Genomic DNA, 20,093 nt, shown 5'->3' on the forward strand with positions numbered 1-20,093 from the left:
CCCGCGCGCTCATCCCTGCAGCTTCTCTTGCAGCCACACCTTGATCAAGGACTGGTAAGGCACGTCGCGCGCGTTGGCCGCGGCCTTGATGGAGTCGAGCAGGTGCTGGGGCAGGCGCAGCGAAATGGTCTTGGTGGTGGGCTTGAGGTTGGGCAACACTGCGCGCCGGGCCTGCGACCAATCCAGGTAGTCGGTGGAATCGTAGCTTTCCCAGAAGGCACGCTCCTGGGCCTCGCTGTCAAAGCGCGGAATCTTCTTGCCGGGCTTGTTCATAAACGGTTCGCTCCTTGCGGTGCATGGCTCTGGCGGATATCACGCGGATCAGGCTGCCTGGCTCGCGCAGCGTGAAGGTCAGGTGCAACAACCGGCCTTCATCGCAATGCCCCAGCGTGTGATAGCGCATCTCTTGCTGGCTGTGCCTCTCATCGCTGAGCAACAGCAGCGGCGCATTGAAAAAAACCTGCTCCGCCTGCGCCATGGACACGCCATGTTTGTCGTTCTTGCGCGCGTTGCCACTGTCCCAGTCAAAACCCGTGATGGCAGCCAGATCGATCATGGTTTGTATATTATGAACACATACAAACAAAGAAGTTCAGACATCCACCTCCACCGCATCCCCATGCAGCTCCATCAGCTCGCGCCGGGCGGCGGCTTCGCCCTTGCCCATCAGGCGGGTCATCAGTTCCTGCGTGGGCGCCAGGCCCAAAGCGCCCACCTGCACCGGCAGCAGGCGGCGGGTGTCGGGGCTGAGGGTGGTTTCCCACAACTGCTCGGCGTTCATCTCGCCCAGGCCCTTGAAACGGCTCACGCTCCACTTGCCTTCGGGCACGCCGTCCTTGCGCAGTTTGTCGAGGATGGCCGTTAGCTCGGCCTCGTCCAGCGCGTACAGCTTGGCGGCGGGCTTTTTGCCGCGCGCGGGGGCATCGACGCGAAACAGCGGCGGGCGCGCCACGTACACGTGGCCGGCGTCGATCAGGCGCGGGAAGTGGCGGAAGAAGAGCGTCAGCAGCAGTACCTGGATGTGCGCGCCATCCACGTCGGCGTCCGACAGGATGCAGATCTTGCCGTAGCGCAGGTTGCCCAAATCCACCTCGTCGTCCGGCCCGTGCGGGTCGATGCCGATGGCCACCGAGATGTCGTGGATTTCGGTGTTGGCAAACAGGCGGTCGCGCTCCACCTCCCAGGTGTTGAGCACCTTGCCGCGCAGCGGCAGCACGGCCTGGGTTTCCTTGTCGCGGCCCATCTTGGCGCTGCCGCCGGCGCTGTCGCCTTCGACCAGAAACACCTCATTCAAGCCGATGTCGCGGCTTTCGCAGTCGGTCAGCTTGCCGGGCAGCACGGCCACGCCGCTGCTCTTGCGCTTTTCCACCTTCTGGCCGGCGCGCTGGCGCGTTTGTGCGGCCTTGATGGCCAGCTCGGCCAGCTTCTTGCCCCATTCGACGTTGGCGTTCAGCCACAGCTCCAGCGCCGGCTTGACGAAGCTGGACACCAGCCGCAGCGCGTCGCGCGAGTTCAGCCGCTCCTTGATCTGGCCCTGGAACTGCGGGTCGAGCACCTTGGCGCTCAGCACGTAGCTGGCGCGGGCGAACACGTCCTCGGGCATCAGCTTGACGCCCTTGGGCAAGAGCGCATGCAGCTCGATGAAGCCCTTGACGGCCTGGAACAGGCCATCGCGCAGACCGCTGTCGTGCGTGCCGCCGGCCGTGGTGGCGATCAGGTTGACGTAGCTCTCGCGCACCGGGTGGCCGTCTTCGGTGAAGGCCAGCACCCACTGGGCGCCCTCGCCTTCGGCAAAGCTGTCGTCGTCCTTGCCGGCATAGCCCTCGCCCTCGAACAGCGGGATCACCGCGTCGGCCGGCAGGCTCTGCTCCAGGTAGTCGCGCAGGCCGCCCTTGTATTGCCAGGTTTGCGTGTCCTTCTTCTTCTCGTCGATCAGCTGCACCGTCACGCCCGGCAACAGCACGGCCTTGCTGCGCAGCAGGTGCACCAGCTCGGCCATGGGGATCTGGGGCGATTCGAAATACTTCGGGTCGGGCCAGACGCGCACCGTGGTGCCCTGCCTGCGGTCGCCCTCGCCCTGCGGGCGCAGTTGCAGGGCCTGCACCACGTCGCCGCCCTCGAAGGCCATGGCCGCCACCTGGCCCTCCCGGTGGCTGGCCACTTCCATGCGCTTGCCCAGGGCGTTGGTGACCGACACGCCCACGCCGTGCAGGCCGCCCGAGAAGCTGTAGGCGCCGCCCGCGCCCTTGTCGAACTTGCCGCCCACGTGCAGGCGGGTGAAGACCAGCTCCAGCACCGGAGCGCCCTCCTCGGGGTGCAGGCCGTGCGGGATGCCGCGGCCGTCGTCCTCGACGCTGACCGAGCCGTCGGCATGCAGCGTCACACGGATCTTCTTGCCGAAGCCGGCCAGCGCCTCGTCGGCGGCGTTGTCGATCACTTCCTGGATGACGTGCAGCGGGTTGTCGGTGCGGGTGTACATGCCCGGGCGCTGCTTGACGGGCTCCAGGCCCTTGAGGACGCGGATCGTGCCTTCGGAATACGTTGATGCGGTTGCCATGGGCGGCGATTCTAGCGACGGCCAGGCCGGTTACTGGTTTTAATCACAGTCTTGCGTGTCATCCTGCACGGGCTTGGGCCCTGCACAATCGCTCGCATGACGCCCTCGCCTTCGGCCTCCGCCGCACCGCCCTCGCCCTGGGTGCGGCGCTTCTCCGCCCTGGTTGCACCCGGCGCGCCGGTGCTCGACGTGGCCTGCGGCAGCGGCCGTCACATGCGCTGGTTTGCGCAGCTGGGGCACCCGGTCACGGGGGTCGATCGGGATGCGCACGCCCTGGCCGCCGCGCGCGCCTGGGGCGAGGTGATCGAGGCTGACATCGAAAGCGGCCCCTGGCCCTTGCCCGGCCGCCGCTTCGGCGCCGTGGTCGTCACCCACTACCTGTGGCGCCCCCTGCTACCCACCCTCGTGGGCAGCGTCGCGCCGGGCGGCGTGCTGCTCTACGAGACCTTCGCCGCCGGCAACGAGACCGTCGGCAAGCCCTCGCGGCCCGACTTTCTGCTGCAGCCGGGGGAACTGCTGCAGGCCTGCCAGGGTCTGCGCATCGTGGCCTATGAGGACGGCTTTCTCGATGCGCCCGCGCGCTTCGTGCAGCGCGTCGCGGCGGTGCGCGAGCCAGGCCGCGCGCCGGCCGCCAAGCCGCCGCCGCGCCATCCGTTGGCCGCCGCCTGAAGCCGCCGGCAGGCCCTAGAATGCTTGTTTCATCCGACCAGACCCCACCGGACCCCATGACCCCCATCACCGGCAGCACCGTCGCCCTCGTCACCCCCATGCACGAAGACGGCAGCGTCGACTACCCCACCCTGCGCAAGCTGATCGACTGGCACATCGAGCAGGGTACCGACTGCATCGGCGTGGTCGGCACCACGGGCGAGTCGCCCACCGTCGACGTCGAGGAGCACCAGGAGATCATCCGCGTGTCGGTCGAGCAGACGCGCAAGCACACCGCGCGCCACGTGCCCATCATGGCCGGCTGCGGCGCCAACTCCACCGCCGAGGCGATCGAGCTGGCGCGCTACGCCAAGAAGGTGGGCGCCGACTGCCAGCTGCAGGTGGTGCCCTACTACAACAAGCCCACGCAAGAGGGCCAGTACCGCCACTTCAAGGCCATCGCCGAGGCCGTGGGCGATTTGCCCATGGTGCTGTACAACGTGCCCGGCCGCTCGGTGGCGGACATGCACCACGACACCGTGCTGCGCTGCGCCCAGGTGCCCGGCATCATCGGCATCAAGGAGGCCACCGGCAACATCGAGCGCGCGCAGTGGCTGATCCGCGACGTGCCCAAGGGCTTTGCCGTGTATTCGGGCGACGACCCCACCGCCGTGGCGCTGATGCTGTGCGGCGGCCAGGGCAACATCAGCGTCACCGCCAACGTGGCGCCGCGCCTGATGCACGAGCTGTGCATGGCCGCGATCGCCGGCGACCGCCGCACCGCCATAGACATCCAGTTCAAGCTGATGCCGCTGCACCGGCACCTGTTCGTCGAGGCCAACCCCATCCCCGTCAAGTGGGCCATGGCCCGCATGGGCCTGTGCGGCCCCACGCTGCGCCTGCCCATGACCGAGTTGGCCACCGAGCACCGGGCCGTGGTGGAACAGGCGCTCAAGAGCGCCGGTCTGCTCTGATCGATATCATTTTCATAGCTCCTTGCGCCTGCCAGACAAGCGCAAACGCCTGGTTTCACTCAAAGGATCACTCCACGTGACGTTCGCTCAACGCCCTCTGCACGCGGCCCCGATCGTGGCCACGCTGGTGCTGGCCCTGGCCGGCTGTTCGAGCCTGGAGCCGGACAAGATCGACTACCGCAGCTCCGGCCGCGGCGTGCCGCTGGAGGTGCCGCCCGACCTGACGCAGCTGCCCGGCCAGTCGCGCTACAGCGTGCCCGCCACCGTCACGGCCAGCGGCTACCAAGCCGGCCAGGCGGCCACGGCCGGCGCCACCAAGACCACCGTGCCCAACACCATCGCCGACGTGCACTACATGCGCAACGGCGATGAGCGCTGGCTGCAGGTGGACCGCCCGCCCGAAAAGGTCTGGCCCCTGGTGCGCGACTTCTGGCTCGACAACGGCTTTCTGATCGCCGTCGACAACCCGACCACCGGCATCCTCGAGACCGACTGGGCCGAGAACCGCGCCAAGATCCCGCAGGACATCATCCGCAACACCCTGGGCAAGGTGTTCGACTCGCTCTACTCCACCGGCGAGCGCGACAAGTTCCGCGTCCGCGTCGAGCGCGACGCCAAGGGCGGCACCGACATCTACATCACCCACCGCGGCATGGAGGAGGTCTACAACTCCGCCCGCCGCGACAGCACCGTGTGGCAGCCGCGCGCGCGCGACCCCGGCCTGGAAGACGAGTTCCTGCGCCGCCTGATGGTGGCCCTGGGCGTGACGCAAGAGCAGTCCAAGGCCGCGCTGGCCAGCGCCACGGCCGCCGCCGCGGCCACCGGCCCGCAGGCACGCCTGGTCAGCCAGGACGGCGCTCCCGCCATCGCGCTCAGCGACGACTTCGACCGCGCCTGGCGCCGCGTCGGCCTGACGCTGGACCGCACCGGTTTCACCGTCGAGGACCGCGACCGCGCCAAGGGCATCTACTACGTGCGCTACGTCGATCCGACGATCGAGAAGAAGGAGCCCGGCTTCTTCAGCAAGCTGTTCGGCGGCGCCAGCACCCAGCTGCCGGCCGCCCAGTACCAGATCGGCGTGCATGCGCAAGGCGGCGGCAGCCTGGTGACGGTGCAGGGCAACCAGGGCGCGGCCGTGCCCGAGCGCGACGCGCAGCGCATCATCAAGGTGCTGGCCGACGACCTGAAGTAGGCCCCGGCGCGCGGATCGAAGGCAATGCTGCGCTTTCGCAGCCTGGCCAGCGGCAGCTCCGGCAACGCGACCCTCGTCGAGGCCCGCGCCGGCCACGGCGCCCCCACCCGGGTGCTGGTCGATTGCGGGCTGGGCCTGCGCCAGCTCGCGGCGCGCCTGGCCGCCGCCGGCCTGGCGCTGGACGACATCGACGCCATCTTCATCACCCACGAGCACGGCGACCACGTGGGCTGCGCGCTCGGCCTGTCCAGCCGCCACCGCATTCCCCTCTGGACCAGTGCCGGCACCTGGGCGGCGATTCAGGACCCGCGCTTCGAGCCGATCGTCCACCTGGCCGCCGACGGCCAGGACGTCGCCGTCGGCGCCCTGCAGATCAGCCCCTTCACCGTGCCGCACGACGCGCGCGAGCCGCTGCAACTGCGCTGCAGCGACGGCGCGCGCCGCCTGGGCATCCTGACCGACCTGGGCCACGTCACGCCGCATGCGCTGGCCCAGCTGGCCGGCTGCCACGCCCTGCAACTGGAGAGCAACCACGACCCGGCGCTGCTGGCGCGCTCGAGCTACCCCGACTTCCTCAAGCGCCGCATCGCCGGCCAGCTGGGCCACCTGAGCAACGAACAGGCGGCGCAGGCCCTGGCGCAGCTGCGCCACGCCGAGCTGCACTGCGTGGTGGCCGCCCACCTGAGCGAGCGCAACAACCAGCCCGAGCGGGCCCGCGCCGGCTTTGCCCAGGCGCTGGGCCGCGCCGCCCACGAGGTGCACGTGGCCACACGTGCCGGGCTGGACTGGCTGACGGTTTGAGCCCCCCATGAAAAAGCCACCCTCCTGGGGTGGCTTTTTCATGGGAGTGGCCCGGCAGGCCACCCACGGCAGGCGCCAATCAGTTCTTGGCAGCGCTGGCAGCGTCAGCAGCGGCCGTGGCGGCAGCCGAAGCGGCGGCGCCGACGGCGTCGGCAGCCTTATCGGCGGCCGAGGCGGCAGCGGCACCGGCTTCCTTGGCCTTGTCGGCGGCCTGGTCCACCGCAGCGCCGGCGGCCGAAGCGGCCTCGGTCACGGCAGCGCCGGCAGCCGAGGCTGCGTTGACGGCAGCGGCGGCCGCTTCGCTGGCGGCAGCAGCGGCAGGCGCTTCAGCAGCCGGAGCCGGCGCGGGCGCGGCTTCTTCCTTCTTGCCGCAGGCAGACAGGGCAACGGCGGCCACCAGGGCGGCCAGAACGAGCGACTTGTTCATTTTGGGAATTCCTTGCTAGAAATCGATGACTGGGAATTTTGAAAGGCGCGGCCCGGTGGGTTGCCGGACACATCGGCCGAAGGGAAAAGCCTCCCAAGCCTTTTCCCTGCACCCAAAATTATAGTGACGACGCTCGGCAATCATGGCTTACCCTGATGCGCCGGCACGACAAAGTGACAATGTTTCACAACCCTAACGTGCTTGCAGCAAATGCCGGGCTGCTGCGCTCCAGCCAGCCGTCCAGCAGTTCGCGCAGGCGCAGCCGCCGCGCCGCCTCGTCGCCGCACACCCCGCTGGAGCGCAGCACCTCGTGCCGCTCCAAGGCCCACTCGGGCGACCACAGCACGCTGGGCATGGCCAGCGCGTCGGCCGTGGGGACGCCGCGGCACTCGATCAGGTGCGCGCACTGGCGCCGCCAGTGCACGAACAGCGGATGGCGCCGCTCCAGCCCGTCGTAGCGGCGCGCCAGCAGCGTCAGGCGCTGGCCGCCGCCGCGCGCCCAGGCCTCCAGCGCATCCACCACCGCGCGCTCGCCCAGGGGCCAGTCCTCGAAGCTGGCGTCGCACAGGATCAGCTCGCGCCAGCCGGCCCGGCCGGCAGCGGACAGACCCTCGCGCACCCGCGTGCGAAAGCTCTCGCGGCCGATGAAAGGCCCGGCCGGCAGCGGTACGCCCCCGTCTTCAGTCGTGCTCATGCAACCACCCCGCCTGCAACCACTCCGCAAGCAGCCCGCGCGCCGGCGCGCTCAGGCGCCGCCGCTGCGCCGCCGGCAGCACGTGAGCGTCGGCCAGGCGGCACATCAGCTCGGCGTCCCGCCCGCTGGCGCGAAAGCCCTCGCCGTTGATGAACACGTGCTGCCCGTCGTACATCATGCGGGTGCGGCGGTCCAGCCGCAGGCCGCGGGCAGGGTCGGTGCCGGCGTCGGGCGCGGCCTCGAACCACACGTCGGGCTTGGGCTCGGTCAGCCACTCGCCCAGCAGCATCGCCAGCATGTCCTCGTCGCCGGCCAGCCGCTGCACCGCCGCGCGCGCGAAGTCCAGCATGGCCTCGGGCACGGCGCCCGGTGTGGCGGTGGCGCCCTGCCCCGGGTCGCGGTAGGGCGCGTCGCCCAGCGCATCGCTGGCCTCGTCGGCCAGCCGCTGCAGCAGCTCGCGTGCCAGCTCGCCGCGGGCCGGCTGGCGAAAGCCGACCGAATACGTCATGCACTCGCCCAGCGCCACGCCGTCGTGCGCCCAGCCCGGGGGCAGGTAGAGCATGTCGCCGGGCTCCAGCACCCATTCCTGTTCGGGCTCGAAGTGGGCCAGGATCTTGAGCGGCAGCCCCTCGACCAACCGCTGGTCCTTCTGCCGCCCGATGCGCCAGCGCCGCCGGCCATGCGCCTGCAGCAGGAACACGTCGTAGCGGTCGGTGTGCGGCCCCACGCCGCCGCCATCGGTGGCGTAGCTGATCATCACGTCGTCCAGCCGCGCATCGGGCACGAAGCGAAACCGCTGCATCAGCGCATGCACTCCGGCGTGGTGCAGATCGACCCCCTGCACCAGCAGCGTCCACTCGCGCTGGCCCAGCGGCGGCAGCGCACGGCGCGGCAGCGGCCCGCGCCGCAGGGCCCAGCGGCCGCCGCCGTGGCGCAGCAGGCGCAACTCCACGCCCTCGCGTGCCGCCAGGGCGAACAGCTCGGCGCGCGACAGCAGGGGCTTGAAGCCCGGCATGGCCTGGCGCACCAGCAAGGGCTTCTTTTGCCAGTGGCGGCGCATGAACTGGGCAGGCGAGAGGCCACCCAGCAAGTCAAGGGCTTGGTCGACGTTCATGGGTGGCGAGCATACGGAAATCGGGGCGGCCGGTTCTGCGATGCGACAATCCGGCGATGGAAATTTCCCCTCAATGCGTGGTGGCGCTCACCTGGGTGCTGAAGGACAGCCTGGGCGAGACCCTGGATGAACTGGCCGAACCGGTCGAATTCCTGGTCGGCGGCCATGACCTGCTGCCCGCCATCGAAACGGCCCTGCAGGGCCACGCAGCCGGCGCCCGCTTGCACCTGAACCTGGAGCCCGAGAACGCGTTCGGCGACTACGACGAAACCCGCGTGCATTGGCTGGCACGCGCGGCCCTGCCCCCGGGCATCGAGGAAGGCATGCTGCTGGAGGCCGGTTCGCTGCCCGCCGGCAGCGTGTCCGACGCATCGCCCGATGCGCTGTTCACCATCACCGAGATCTACCCCGAGCACGTGGTGATCGACGGCAACCACCCACTGGCCGGCATTGCCCTGCGCCTGCACCTGAAGGTCGAGCGGGTGCGCGAGGCCACGGTGGACGAAGTGGGCCGCGGCAGCGCCGGCACCGGCTTTTTCCGGCTGCAGGCCAGCGCGCCGGCCAGCCCGCGCCTGCACTGACCCAGGCGCCAGCCAAAAAAGCGGCGCCCGAAGGCGCCGGAGCTTGGAGAAACCGATGGGGCTCAGCGATACAGCTGGTTGCCCTCCACCCGCACCGGATCGCCCACCCGCACGTTGGGCGGATCGACGTAGTCGAAGGTGCGCGTGCCGCCGTTGTCCATCTGCACCGTGACGCGGTACACGCCCTGCCCGCCGCGGCTGTTGTTGCGCTCGATGGCGTTGCCGACCAGCGCGCCGCCCACCGCGCCGATGATGGTGGCCGCGGTGCGCCCGCTGCCGCCACCGATCTGATGGCCGGCCAGGCCACCCACCGCGCCGCCGATCACCGTGCCAGCCACGCCCGACGAGCCCTGGCTCTGCAGAAAGCGCACGTCGGCCACGCGGCCGAACGACGAGCCATAGCCGGCGTTGGCGGGCTGGCCGGCCGGATAGCCGCCCTGCACCGGCTGGTAGTAGCCCGGCGCCGCGCAGCCGGCCAGGGCCGCTGCTGCCACCGCCGCGCCCACGAGCGCAACCCAGCGTTGTTGAAAGACCATGTCCATGCTCCTATTTTTGTTGCACCTGCCGCACAGCCACCACGGGCGCGGCGTCTGATGGATTAACGCACGAACAGCGTGTGGCGGCGACCAAGGCCGCATGAAGAAGTCGGCGCAATCGCTTCAAATCGTAATGGACTCAACCGCGGCCGGTGGAGCCATAGCCGCCCTGCCCGCGCGCGGAGGGCTCGAAACCATCGACCCAGTTGAACTCGGCCTGCAGCACCGGCACGATGACCAGTTGCGCAATGCGCTCCATCGGCTCGATGGTGAAGGCCGCTGCTCCGCGGTTCCAGGCGCTCACCATCAGCTCGCCCTGGTAGTCGCTGTCGATCAGGCCCACCCCGTTGCCCAGCACGATGCCGTGCTTGTGCCCCAGGCCCGAGCGCGGCAGGATCAGCGCGGCATAGCCCGGGTCGGCCAGATGCACGGCCAGGCCAGTGGGCACCAGCTGGCAGGCGCCGGGCGCCAGCACCAGCGGCGCTTGCAGGCAGGCGCGCAGATCCAGCCCCGCACTGCCCGGCGTGGCATAGGCCGGTGGCTGCGCGCGCAGGCGCTCGTCCAGCATGCGCACATCGATCTTCATGCCGACCACCCCGACACGCGCCGCGCAATCTCGGCCACCAGCTGCTGCGCCAGCACGCGCTTGCTGGCGCGCGGCAGTTCGATGGCACCTTCGTCATCGACCAGCAGCAGCGCGTTGTCGTCCTGGCCGAAGGTGGCCGGGCCGATGTTGCCCACCAAGAGCGGCACGCCCTTGCGCGCGCGCTTGGCCTGGGCGTTGGCCAGCAGGTTTTCGCTCTCGGCGGCAAAGCCGACGCAAAACAGATCGCCCGCCTGCGCGCGCGCCGAATGCGCCACCTCGGCCAGGATGTCGGGGTTCTCCACGAAGTCCATTTGCGGCACCACGCCCGAGCCGTCCTTCTTGATTTTCTGCTCCGCCTGCGTGGCCGGGCGCCAGTCGGCCACCGCCGCCGTTGCTATGAAAATATTAGCATCCTGCGCATGTTCCATCGCGGCCAGGTGCATATCGCGCGCCGAAACCACGTCGACGCGGCGAACGCCGCGCGGCGTGGGCAGGGCCACCGGGCCGGCCACCAGCGTGACCTGCGCGCCGGCCTCGCGCGCGGCCCGCGCAATGGCAAAACCCATCTTGCCGCTGGAGCGGTTGGTGATGCCGCGCACCGGGTCGATCGCCTCGAAGGTGGGCCCGGCGGTGATCAGCACCTGCTGGCCCGCCAGCGCCTTGGGCGCCAGGGCGGCAATCAGCTCCTGCAGCAGTTCGTCGGCCTCCAGCATGCGGCCGTCGCCGGTCTCGCCGCAGGCCTGCTCGCCCCAGGCCACGCCCAGCATCTGCGCGCCGTCGCGCTGCACCTGCGCCACGTTGCGCTGCGTGGCCGGGTGCGCCCACATCTCGCGGTTCATCGACGGCGCCAGCAGCAGCGGCACGCGCTCGATGGGCCGCGCCAGGCACAGCAGCGCCAGCAGCTCGCCCGCCCGCCCCTGCGCCAGCTGCGCGATGAAGTCGGCGCTGGCCGGCGCCACCAGCACGGCGTCGGCCGCGCGGGTGAGGTTGATGTGCGCCATGTTGTTGTCGGGCCGCGCATCCCACTGCGAGGTATATACGGGCTGGCCCGACAGCGCCTGCATGGCCACGGGGGTAATGAACTGGCAGGCGGCCTCGGTCATCACCACCTGCACCAGGGCGCCGGCCTTGACCATCCCGCGGCACAGTTCGGCCGCCTTGAAGCAGGCCGCGCCGCCGGACAGGCCCAGCACGATGCGGCGGCCGGCCAGCTCGCCGGCATTGGGGTTTGCATTCATGGCGCGCAATGTAGCAAACCGCGGGCGCGGCGGTGCGCTCCTATAATTGGAATTTCCCACCGAGCGCAGGCGCACGCCTTGCGCCTCTGACATGACCAAATTCGTCTTCGTCACCGGCGGTGTGGTGTCTTCCCTGGGCAAGGGAATCGCCTCGGCCTCCCTGGCCGCGATCCTCGAGTCGCGCGGCCTGAACGTCACCCTCATCAAGCTCGACCCCTACATCAACGTCGATCCGGGCACGATGAGCCCGTTCCAGCACGGCGAGGTGTTCGTCACCGACGACGGCGCCGAGACCGACCTGGACCTGGGCCACTACGAGCGCTTCGTGACCACGCGCATGAAGCGCAGCAACAACTTCACCACCGGGCAGATCTACCAGAGCGTGCTCGAGAAAGAGCGCCGCGGCGACTACCTGGGCAAGACGGTGCAGGTGATTCCGCACGTCACCAACGAGATCCAGGACTTTATCAAGCGCGGCGCCGGCGTGGGCACGCCCACTGCCGTGGATGTGGCCATCGTCGAGATCGGCGGCACCGTGGGCGACATCGAGTCGCTGCCCTTTCTGGAGGCGGTGCGCCAGCTCAGCCTGAAGATGGGGCCCAACCACAGCGCCTTCGTCCACCTGACCTACCTGCCCTGGATAGCAGCAGCCGGCGAGCTGAAGACCAAGCCCACCCAGCACACGGTGCAGAAGCTGCGCGAGATCGGCATCCAGCCCGACGCCCTGCTGTGCCGCGCCGACCGCCGCATTCCGCAGGACGAGCGCGAGAAGATCAGCCTGTTCACCAACGTGGCCGAATGGGGCGTGATCAGCATGTGGGACGTGGACACCATCTACAAGGTGCCGCGCATGCTGCACGAGCAGGGCCTGGACGGCCTGATCTGCGACAAGCTGCGCCTGAACACACCGCCCGCCAACCTGGCGCGCTGGGACGCGCTGGTGCACGAGGTGGAGCACCCGCAGCGCGAGGTGACGATTGCCATGGTGGGCAAGTACGTCGACCTGTCGGACAGCTACAAGTCGGTCAACGAGGCGCTGCGCCACGCCGGCATGCAAAACCACGCCCGCGTGCGCATCGAGCACGTCGACTCCGAAACCATCACCGCCGCCAGCGCGGCCCAGTTGGCCAAGTACGACGCCATCCTGGTGCCCGGCGGCTTCGGCGCACGCGGCATCGAGGGCAAGATCGCCACCGCCCGCTACGCCCGCGAGAACAAGGTGCCGTACCTGGGCATCTGCCTGGGCATGCAGGTGGCCACCATCGAATACGCGCGCGACGTGGCCGGCCTGGCCGGCGCCAACAGCACCGAGTTCGACCCGCAGTGCCAGCACCCCGTGATCGCGCTGATCACGGAGTGGAAGGATGCCGACGGCACCATCAAGACGCGCAGCGCCAGCTCCGACCTGGGCGGCACCATGCGCCTGGGCGCGCAAAGCTCCGACGTGCAGCCCGGCACGCTGGCGCACCAGATCTACGGCGACGTGGTGACCGAGCGCCACCGCCACCGCTACGAGGCCAACGTGCAGTACCTCGACCAGCTGCGCCAGGCCGGCCTGGTGATCTCGGCGCTGACCCAGCGCGAGCACCTGACCGAAATCGTCGAGCTGCCGCAGGCCGTGCACCCCTGGTTCATCGGCGTGCAGTTCCACCCCGAGTTCAAGAGCACGCCCTGGGACGGCCACCCGCTGTTCAACGCCTTCGTCAAGGCCGCGCTGGCGCACCAGGACCTGCGCGCGCCCGCGGCCAAGACCAACCCGCCAAAGGTGGCGGCATGAAACTCTGCGGCTTCGAGGCCGGCCTGGACAAGCCCTTCTTCCTGATCGCCGGCCCCTGCGTGATCGAGTCCGAGCAGCTGCAGATGGACGTGGCCGGACAGCTGAAGGAAATGACCGCCAGCCTGGGCGTGCCCTTCATCTTCAAGAGCAGCTTCGACAAGGCCAATCGCTCCAGCGGCACCAGCTTTCGCGGTCCGGGCCGCGACAAAGGCCTGGCCATCCTCGCCAAGATCAAGAAGGAGCTGGGCGTGCCGGTGCTGACCGACGTGCACACCGAGGACGACATCGCCGCCGCGGCCCAGGTCTGCGACGTGCTGCAAACCCCCGCCTTCCTGTGCCGCCAGACCGACTTCATCCGCGCCGTGGCGCAGTCGGGCAAGCCGGTCAACATCAAGAAGGGGCAGTTCCTGGCGCCGCACGACATGAAGAACGTGATCGACAAGGCGCGCGCGGCGGCGGCCGAAAAAGGCCTGCCAACGGACAATTTCATGGCCTGCGAGCGCGGCGCCAGCTTTGGCTACAACAACCTGGTGAGCGACATGCGCAGCCTGGCCATCATGCGCGAGACCGGCGCGCCGGTGGTGTTCGACGCCACGCACTCGGTGCAGCTGCCCGGCGGGCAAGGCACCAGCAGCGGCGGCCAGCGCGAGTTCGTGCCGGTGCTGGCCCGCGCCGCCGTGGCCGTGGGCGTGGCCGGCCTGTTCATGGAAACCCACCCCGACCCGGCGCACGCCCTGTCGGACGGCCCCAACGCCGTGCCGCTGGGCCGCATGAAGGCGCTGCTGGAGACCCTGGTCGCGCTCGACGGCGTGACCAAACGCCAGCCCTTGCTCGAAAACGACTTTTCCGCCTGAAGGATCATCCATGCCCAGCGGCTACATCATCGCCTCCGTCACCGTCACCAACCCCGTGCAGTACGAGGAATACCGCAAATGGAGCACTGAGGCCATGCGCGTGCACGGCGCCGAGGTGTGCGTGCGCGGCGGCAAGGTCGAGGTGCTGGAAGGCGACTGGAACCCGGGGCGCACGGTGATCCTCAAATTTCCCAGCTTCGAGGCGGCCAAGGCCTTTCACGACTCGCCCGAGTACACCCGCGCGCGCCAGGCTCGCGAAGGCGCCGCCATCATGCGGCTGGTGGTGGTCGAAGGTGCTTGAAAAACCCCGCAAATACTATATATTTCATAGTTGATGGCGCTTATGGAACAAGCGCTGCAGCCATTTACCATCAAAATCGTTGATCCCGAGGATTGGAACCCATGAGTGCCATCGTTGACATCGTCGGCCGCGAAGTGCTGGACAGCCGCGGCAACCCCACCGTCGAGTGCGACGTGCTGCTCGAGTCGGGCATCATGGGCCGCGCCGCCGTGCCCAGCGGCGCCTCCACCGGCTCGCGCGAGGCCATCGAGCTGCGCGACGGCGACGCCAAGCGCTACGGCGGCAAGGGCGTGCTCAAGGCCGTGGAGCACATCAACACCGAGATCTCCGAGGCCGTGCTGGGCCTGGACGCCTCCGAGCAGGCCTTCCTCGACAAGACCCTGCTGGAGCTGGACGGCACCGAGAACAAGAGCCGCCTGGGCGCCAACGCCATGCTGGCCGTGTCCATGGCCGTGGCCCGCGCGGCGGCCGAGGAGTCCGGCCTGCCGCTGTACCGCTACTTCGGCGGCATGAACGGCTGCCAGCTGCCCGTGCCCATGATGAACGTCATCAACGGCGGCGCGCACGCCAACAACAGCCTGGACCTGCAGGAGTTCATGATCATCCCGGTGGGCGCCCCCTCCTTCCGCGAGGCGCTGCGCTGGGGCGCCGAGGTGTTCCACGCGCTCAAGAAGATCATCGACGGCAAGGGCATGAGCACGGCAGTGGGCGACGAAGGCGGCTTTGCCCCCAGCGTCGAAAACCACGAGGCCGCCATCCAGCTCATCCTGCAGGCCATCGAGGCCGCCGGCTACACGGCCGGCGAGCAGATCGCCATCGGCCTGGACTGCGCCGCCAGCGAGTTTTTCAAGGACGGCCAGTACGTGCTGGAGGGCGAAGGCGGCCTGAAGCTCGGCGCCCAGCAGTGGACCGACATGCTGGCCACCTGGGTCGACAAGTACCCCATCATCAGCATCGAGGACGGCATGGCCGAGGGCGACTGGGACGGCTGGAAGACGCTCACCGAGCGCCTGGGCGACAAGGTGCAGCTGGTGGGCGACGACCTGTTCGTCACCAACACCAAGATCCTGAAGGAAGGCATCGACAAGCACATCGCCAACTCGATCCTCATCAAGATCAACCAGATCGGCACGCTGACCGAGACCTTCCAGGCCATCGAAATGGCCAAGCGCGCGGGCTACACGGCCGTCATCAGCCACCGCTCGGGCGAGACCGAGGACAGCACCATCGCCGACATCGCCGTGGGCACCAACGCCGGCCAGATCAAGACCGGCTCGCTCAGCCGCTCGGACCGCATGGCCAAGTACAACCAGTTGCTGCGCATCGAGGAAGACCTGGGCGACATGGCCCAGTACCCCGGCCGCGCGGCCTTCTACAACCTGCGCTGAGGCACCGGCCCGCCGCGCGTCGCACCCCACAGCACAGGCAGACATGGCGCAACGCATCGTTCCGGTCGTGCTGGTGGCGCTGCTGGGGGTGGTGCACGGGCAGCTGTGGTTCGGCCGCGGCAGCCTGCCCGAGGTGGCGGGGCTGCAGCGCACGCTCGACGAGCAGACCGCCGCCAACGCCAAGGCCAAGCTGCTCAACGACCAGCTCGCCTCCGAGGTCGCCGACCTGCGGGCGGGCCTGGGCACGGTCGAGGAAAAGGCACGCACCGAACTGGGCATGGTGCGGCCCAACGAAATCTTCGTGCAGGTCAACGGGGCGCCCTCGCCCCCCAAACGTCAGTAGTCCGGCTGCCAGTCGACCAGCACCCGCCGCGCCGGCAGATCGACCTCGTCCACGTAGGCGTCCACGAAGGGAATCAGGCGCTCGATGGGACGCGCCGCGCCCTGCGCCTGGTGCACCACCAGCACCTGCTGCGGGCCGGTGGACATCAGATCGACCACCTCGCCCAGCGCCACGCCCTCGCGGTTGCGCACCGGCAGGCCGATCAGGTCGACCCAGTAGTACTCGCCCTCGGGCAAGGGCGGAAAGTCCGAGCGCGCGATGAAGATGCGCGCGCCCTTCAGGCCCTCGGCGGCGCTGCGGTCGCCGAACCCCTGCGCGCTGGCCACCACGCCATCACCGTGGCCGCGCGCCTGGCGGATGGACAGCTGGACGGGCGCGGTCACCACGCCCCTGGCACCGCGCTCGGGTGGCAGCAGGAACCACTGCCGGCACGAAAAAAGCGCCTCGGGCGAGGCGCTGTAGGGCTGGACCTTGAACCAGCCCTGGACCCCCCAGGCATCCAGGATGCGGCCCACTTCGACCGCATCGGCCGGCAGCGTGGCCGGCTCCAGCCCGGGGTTCATGCGGCGGCGGTCAGGCGGCCGCGGGAGCGGCCTTGGCGGCCTGCTTGATCAGGCGCTCGACCGTGGGCGAAGGCTGCGCGCCGACGCCACGCCAGTGGCTCAGGCGGTCCTGCGCGATGCGCAGGCCTTCCTCGCCCTCGACGGCGCCGGGGTTGTAGAAGCCGATGCGCTCGATGAAGCGGCCATCGCGGCGCACGCGCTTGTCGGCGACGACGATGTTGAAGAACGGGCGGGCCTTGGCGCCGCCGCGGGAAAGACGAATCACGACCATGTTGGTTTGAATCCTGTGGGTGGTTGACCTGCACACCGCCCCGGCCTTGATGGGCCGGCGCCTGCCTGCAGGCTTTCCCCGATGCTGAGACACGCGACATGGCCACCCGGCCAGCGACACATCGAAGAGCCTATGATTATAGCTTTTTCGTCGTCACCCCAACGGACTTCGCCGTTGCGTCCGCTCCATGAAGAACAAAACCCTCGCCACCTGGCTGGCCTTTGTCGGTGGCCCGCTGGGCCTGCACCGCTTTTATCTCAAGGGCCTGGGCGACTGGCTGGGCTGGCTGCTGCCCATCCCGACGGCACTGGGCCTGTACGGCATCGAACGCGTGCAGCAGTACGGCCTGGACGACCGCTGGAGCTGGCTGCTGATTCCATGCCTGGGCTTCACCTTTGCCGCCTGCTCGCTCACGGCCATCGTCTACGGCCTGATGGCGCCCGAAAAATGGAACGCCCGCCACAACCCGCGGGCCGAGCCCGCCGCAGCGGCCGGCCGCACCAACTGGCTGACGGTGCTGGGCGTGGCCACGTCGCTGCTGGTGGGCACCGGGGTGCTGATGGCGTCGATCGCCTTCAGCCTGCAGCACTTCTACGAGTACCAGATCGACGAGGCGCGCAAGATGTCGCAGCAGCCCGCCGACTAGGACCGTCAGAACAACTGCCAGCTCAGCCAGTACGCCACGGCGGCCACGAAGGCGCTGGCCGGAATGGTCAGGATCCAGGCCCAGACGATGTTGCCGGCCACGCCCCAGCGCACCGCCGAGGCCCGCTCGGTGGAGCCCACGCCGACGATGGCGCCGGTGATGGTGTGCGTGGTCGACACCGGGATGCCCAGCGCGGTGGCCAGGAACAAGGTCAAGGCCCCGCCCGTCTCGGCGCAAAAACCACCCACCGGCTTGAGCTTGGTGATCTTCTGGCCCATGGTCTTGACGATGCGCCAGCCGCCGAACATGGTGCCCATGCCGATGGCCAGGTAGCAGCCGGCGATGGTCCAGATCGGCGGCTCGGCCGCCGTGGCGCTGCTGTAGCCGGTGGCGATCAGGAGCATCCAGATGATGCCGATGGTCTTTTGCGCGTCGTTGCCGCCATGGCCCAGGCTGTAGGCGCCGGCCGACAGCAGCTGCAGGCGCCGGAACCAGCGGTCCACGCGCTTGGGCCGCACGCGCCGGAAGATCCAGGCCACCAGCACCATCATCAGCGAGCCCAGCAGGAAGCCCAGCAGCGGGGAGACAAAGATGAAGGCCACGATCTTCAGGATGCCGCCCACCACCAGCGCGCCGGAGCCCGACTTGGCCATCACCGCCCCCACGATGCCGCCGATCAGCGCGTGCGATGAGCTGCTGGGAATGCCGTAGTACCAGGTCACGAGGTTCCAGACGATGGCGCCGATCAGCGCGCCGAACACCACGTGCACGTCGACCACGCCCGGATGGACGATGCCCTTGCCCACCGTGGCGGCCACGCTCAGGTGGAACACGAAGATGGCGACGATGTTGAAGAAGCCGGCAAACACCACCGCCTGCGTCGGCCGCAGCACGCCGGTGGAGACCACGGTGGCGATCGAGTTGGCGGCGTCGTGAAAGCCGTTCATGAAGTCGAACGCCAGCGCCAACACCACCAGCAGCACGACCACCCACAGGGCGACTTGAGCAACTTCCATCAGGAGTTTTCGAGGACGATGCCTTCGATCTGGTTGGCCACGTCCTCGCAGCGGTCGGTGACGGTCTCGAGCAGCTCGTAGATGGCGCGCAGCTTGATCAGCTCGCGCACGTCGGGCTCGTGGCGAAACAGCTGGCTCATGGCGCTGCGCATCACGCGGTCGGCGTCGGACTCGAGCTCGTCGATCTCGGCGCACACCTTCAGTGCCTGCTCGGCCACGGCCTGGTCGCCGATGCGCCCCAGCAGCCTGACGGCGGCCTGCACGCGCTCGCAGCACTTGACCGACAGATCGGTCAGCCGAATCATCTCGCTGGTCATGTGATGCACGTCGTACAGCGCCATGGTCTCGGCCGAGTCCTGCAGCAGGTCGGCCACGTCGTCCATGATGTTGATCAGCGCGTGAATCTGCTCGCGGTCGATCGGCGTGATGAAGGTGGTGTGGATCAGCCGGCTGACCTCGTGCGTCACCTTGTCGGCGGCGCGCTCGGCGCGGTCCACCTCGTGGTTGTACTTCTCGCGCAGCAGCGGGTCGGCGTAGTTGGCGACCAGCTTCTCGAAGGCCTGCGCCGCCTGGACGATGCAATCGGCGTGCTGATTGAAGAGCTCAAAAAAATTGCCCTCCCTGGGCAAGAGCTTGCTGAACAGCATGATGGGTTTCTTTCTCGGCGGATGACGCGTGCGCGTCCGAGGATGTCGTGTCGGTGCTGGTTTCGAAGTTTAACGCCCGCGTTCGGGCTCAATGGCCGCGAAACACGAAATAGACTGCGCCCACCAGACACAGCGCGGCCCACAGGTAGTCCAGCTTGGGCGGCTGGTCCAGGTACAGCCAGGCGAAGGGCACGAACACGGTGAGCGTGACCACCTCCTGCATGATCTTGAGCTGCGCCACGCTGAACTGCTGATGGCCGATGCGGTTGGCCGGCACCTGCAGCAGGTACTCGAACAGCGCGATGCCCCAGCTCAGCAGGGCGGCCACGTACCACGGCGCCGAGCTCAGGTTCTTCAGGTGGCCGTACCAGGCCATGGTCATGAAGGCGTTGCTGGCGATCAGGAGCAGCACGGTCTGCGCCGCGATGGGAAGCGAGGTGAACCCACTCATGCGTGTTGCTCCAACGTGGGCCCCAGCGGCTCGCAGGGCTGGTCGGCCACGGCCTGCAGCATGGCCGCCGGGACGAGCCGCGGCGCCAGTTCGGCCAGCGGCCGCAGCACGAAGGCGCGCTCGCGCCAGCGCGGGTGCGGCACGGTGAGCCGCGCGCTGTCGATGCGAGCCGCGCCGTACAGCAGCAGGTCCAGGTCGAGCGTGCGCGGGGCGTTGCGGTACGGGCGCTGGCGCCCGGCCGCCGCCTCGATGGCCTGCAGGGCCTGCAGCAGCGCGGGCGCGGTCAAGGTGGTGTCCAGGCGCACGACGGCGTTGATGTACTCGGGCCCCGTGGCCTCGACCGGCGCGCTGCGGTACAGGCGCGAGGCGGTGCAGGCCAGCGTGCCGGGCCAGCCCGCCAGGGCCTGCACGGCCTGCCGCACGCTGGCCGCCGCGTCACCCAGGTTGGCGCCCAGCCCGATGAAGGCGGTGACCGGCGCGCGCTCCAT

General features: G+C 69.0%; 26 protein-coding genes. 11 read left to right on the plus strand and 15 right to left on the minus strand.

Annotated features, from left to right (window positions below):
* Positions 1-9: 9 nt before the first annotated feature.
* From H6927_12685 to H6927_12695, 3 genes are read right to left on the minus strand one after another with little or no spacing between them, the layout of a single operon-like run.
* Positions 10-273: a BrnA antitoxin family protein gene (locus H6927_12685; GenBank protein ID MCP5218951.1), complete on the minus strand. Its 264-nt coding sequence runs from the start codon at positions 271-273 to the stop codon at positions 10-12.
* On the minus strand, positions 239-556 hold the full coding sequence (locus H6927_12690) for a BrnT family toxin (GenBank protein ID MCP5218952.1): 318 nt from the start codon (positions 554-556) through the stop codon (positions 239-241). Before H6927_12690 ends, H6927_12685 begins: the two co-directional genes overlap by 35 nt.
* A 36-nt stretch (positions 557-592) precedes the next feature.
* The gene (locus tag H6927_12695; protein ID MCP5218953.1) at positions 593-2,557 is read right to left on the minus strand and encodes a type IIA DNA topoisomerase subunit B; all 1,965 of its coding nucleotides are present in this window, start codon (positions 2,555-2,557) and stop codon (positions 593-595) included.
* A gap of 96 nt (positions 2,558-2,653) precedes the next feature.
* Between H6927_12695 and H6927_12700 the strand changes: the two genes are divergently transcribed.
* The 4 genes from H6927_12700 (at position 2,654) to H6927_12715 (ending at position 6,172) form a co-directional block, all read left to right on the plus strand.
* Entirely contained in the window at positions 2,654-3,226 is a 573-nt protein-coding gene (locus H6927_12700; GenBank protein MCP5218954.1) for a class I SAM-dependent methyltransferase, read from the plus strand.
* Positions 3,227-3,282: 56 nt separating this feature from the next.
* A complete protein-coding gene (locus H6927_12705) occupies positions 3,283-4,179 on the plus strand; it encodes a 4-hydroxy-tetrahydrodipicolinate synthase (protein MCP5218955.1) in 897 nt (298 codons plus the stop codon).
* A gap of 97 nt (positions 4,180-4,276) precedes the next feature.
* The gene (gene bamC / locus H6927_12710) at positions 4,277-5,371 is read left to right on the plus strand and encodes an outer membrane protein assembly factor BamC (GenBank protein ID MCP5218956.1); all 1,095 of its coding nucleotides are present in this window, start codon (positions 4,277-4,279) and stop codon (positions 5,369-5,371) included.
* Positions 5,372-5,395: 24 nt separating this feature from the next.
* The gene (locus H6927_12715) at positions 5,396-6,172 is read left to right on the plus strand and encodes an MBL fold metallo-hydrolase (protein ID MCP5218957.1); all 777 of its coding nucleotides are present in this window, start codon (positions 5,396-5,398) and stop codon (positions 6,170-6,172) included.
* 79 nt (positions 6,173-6,251) lie between these two features.
* Here the strand turns inward: H6927_12715 and H6927_12720 are convergent, their stop codons facing one another.
* The 3 genes from H6927_12720 to H6927_12730 all read right to left on the minus strand — a co-directional run bounded on the left by H6927_12720 (position 6,252) and on the right by H6927_12730 (position 8,407).
* Positions 6,252-6,599 (minus strand): hypothetical protein, encoded by a 348-nt coding sequence (locus tag H6927_12720; GenBank protein MCP5218958.1) that lies wholly within the window; start codon positions 6,597-6,599, stop codon positions 6,252-6,254.
* A 184-nt stretch (positions 6,600-6,783) separates the two neighbouring features.
* Complete coding sequence (locus H6927_12725; protein MCP5218959.1) at positions 6,784-7,293, minus strand: hypothetical protein; 510 nt, start codon at positions 7,291-7,293, stop codon at positions 6,784-6,786.
* A complete protein-coding gene (locus H6927_12730; GenBank protein ID MCP5218960.1) occupies positions 7,280-8,407 on the minus strand; it encodes a cupin domain-containing protein in 1,128 nt (375 codons plus the stop codon). The genes H6927_12725 and H6927_12730 overlap by 14 nt, the downstream gene beginning before the upstream one ends.
* Positions 8,408-8,463: 56 nt before the next feature.
* On the opposite strand from H6927_12730, the gene H6927_12735 reads away from it, so the two are divergent.
* A complete protein-coding gene (locus tag H6927_12735) occupies positions 8,464-8,988 on the plus strand; it encodes an FKBP-type peptidyl-prolyl cis-trans isomerase (protein ID MCP5218961.1) in 525 nt (174 codons plus the stop codon).
* A gap of 62 nt (positions 8,989-9,050) precedes the next feature.
* On the opposite strand, the gene H6927_12740 is transcribed toward H6927_12735, so the two are convergent.
* From H6927_12740 to coaBC, 3 genes are all read right to left on the minus strand, one after another.
* Positions 9,051-9,524, minus strand: a complete 474-nt coding sequence (locus H6927_12740; protein MCP5218962.1) for a glycine zipper 2TM domain-containing protein — start codon at positions 9,522-9,524, stop codon at positions 9,051-9,053.
* Positions 9,525-9,663: 139 nt separating this feature from the next.
* Complete coding sequence (dut, locus tag H6927_12745; GenBank protein ID MCP5218963.1) at positions 9,664-10,110, minus strand: dUTP diphosphatase; 447 nt, start codon at positions 10,108-10,110, stop codon at positions 9,664-9,666.
* Positions 10,107-11,348, minus strand: coding sequence for a bifunctional phosphopantothenoylcysteine decarboxylase/phosphopantothenate--cysteine ligase CoaBC (coaBC, locus tag H6927_12750; protein ID MCP5218964.1), 1,242 nt, complete (start codon positions 11,346-11,348; stop codon positions 10,107-10,109). The genes dut and coaBC overlap by 4 nt, the downstream gene beginning before the upstream one ends.
* Before the next feature lie 91 nt (positions 11,349-11,439).
* Here coaBC and H6927_12755 point away from each other — a divergent pair, with 91 nt between their 5' ends.
* The 5 genes from H6927_12755 to H6927_12775 all read left to right on the plus strand — a co-directional run bounded on the left by H6927_12755 (position 11,440) and on the right by H6927_12775 (position 16,011).
* Positions 11,440-13,125, plus strand: coding sequence for a CTP synthase (locus H6927_12755; GenBank protein ID MCP5218965.1), 1,686 nt, complete (start codon positions 11,440-11,442; stop codon positions 13,123-13,125).
* Entirely contained in the window at positions 13,122-13,979 is an 858-nt protein-coding gene (kdsA, locus tag H6927_12760) for a 3-deoxy-8-phosphooctulonate synthase (GenBank protein MCP5218966.1), read from the plus strand. The genes H6927_12755 and kdsA overlap by 4 nt, the downstream gene beginning before the upstream one ends.
* A gap of 10 nt (positions 13,980-13,989) precedes the next feature.
* Positions 13,990-14,280, plus strand: a complete 291-nt coding sequence (locus tag H6927_12765; GenBank protein MCP5218967.1) for a DUF1330 domain-containing protein — start codon at positions 13,990-13,992, stop codon at positions 14,278-14,280.
* A gap of 101 nt (positions 14,281-14,381) precedes the next feature.
* Complete coding sequence (gene eno, locus H6927_12770; GenBank protein ID MCP5218968.1) at positions 14,382-15,668, plus strand: phosphopyruvate hydratase; 1,287 nt, start codon at positions 14,382-14,384, stop codon at positions 15,666-15,668.
* Between the two features lie 43 nt (positions 15,669-15,711).
* Positions 15,712-16,011, plus strand: coding sequence for a septum formation initiator family protein (locus H6927_12775; protein ID MCP5218969.1), 300 nt, complete (start codon positions 15,712-15,714; stop codon positions 16,009-16,011).
* Here the strand turns inward: H6927_12775 and rimM are convergent.
* Together rimM and rpsP are read right to left on the minus strand one after the other, a co-directional pair.
* Entirely contained in the window at positions 16,005-16,574 is a 570-nt protein-coding gene (rimM, locus tag H6927_12780) for a ribosome maturation factor RimM (protein MCP5218970.1), read from the minus strand. The genes H6927_12775 and rimM overlap by 7 nt on opposite strands.
* 10 nt (positions 16,575-16,584) lie before the next feature.
* Entirely contained in the window at positions 16,585-16,845 is a 261-nt protein-coding gene (gene rpsP, locus H6927_12785) for a 30S ribosomal protein S16 (GenBank protein ID MCP5218971.1), read from the minus strand.
* Positions 16,846-17,032: 187 nt separating this feature from the next.
* On the opposite strand from rpsP, the gene H6927_12790 reads away from it, so the two are divergent.
* Complete coding sequence (locus H6927_12790) at positions 17,033-17,491, plus strand: hypothetical protein (GenBank protein MCP5218972.1); 459 nt, start codon at positions 17,033-17,035, stop codon at positions 17,489-17,491.
* A gap of 5 nt (positions 17,492-17,496) precedes the next feature.
* Here H6927_12790 and H6927_12795 read toward each other — a convergent pair whose 3' ends face one another.
* The 4 genes from H6927_12795 to folK all read right to left on the minus strand — a co-directional run bounded on the left by H6927_12795 (position 17,497) and on the right by folK (position 20,093).
* The gene (locus tag H6927_12795) at positions 17,497-18,507 is read right to left on the minus strand and encodes an inorganic phosphate transporter (GenBank protein MCP5218973.1); all 1,011 of its coding nucleotides are present in this window, start codon (positions 18,505-18,507) and stop codon (positions 17,497-17,499) included.
* Positions 18,507-19,154, minus strand: a complete 648-nt coding sequence (locus H6927_12800; GenBank protein MCP5218974.1) for a DUF47 domain-containing protein — start codon at positions 19,152-19,154, stop codon at positions 18,507-18,509. The genes H6927_12795 and H6927_12800 overlap by 1 nt, the downstream gene beginning before the upstream one ends.
* Before the next feature lie 88 nt (positions 19,155-19,242).
* The gene (locus tag H6927_12805; protein ID MCP5218975.1) at positions 19,243-19,605 is read right to left on the minus strand and encodes a DMT family protein; all 363 of its coding nucleotides are present in this window, start codon (positions 19,603-19,605) and stop codon (positions 19,243-19,245) included.
* Positions 19,602-20,093, minus strand: coding sequence for a 2-amino-4-hydroxy-6-hydroxymethyldihydropteridine diphosphokinase (gene folK / locus H6927_12810; protein MCP5218976.1), 492 nt, complete (start codon positions 20,091-20,093; stop codon positions 19,602-19,604). Before folK ends, H6927_12805 begins: the two co-directional genes overlap by 4 nt.

Source organism: Burkholderiaceae bacterium (assembly GCA_024235995.1).
Classification (GTDB): Bacteria; Pseudomonadota; Gammaproteobacteria; order Burkholderiales; family Burkholderiaceae_C; genus Ottowia.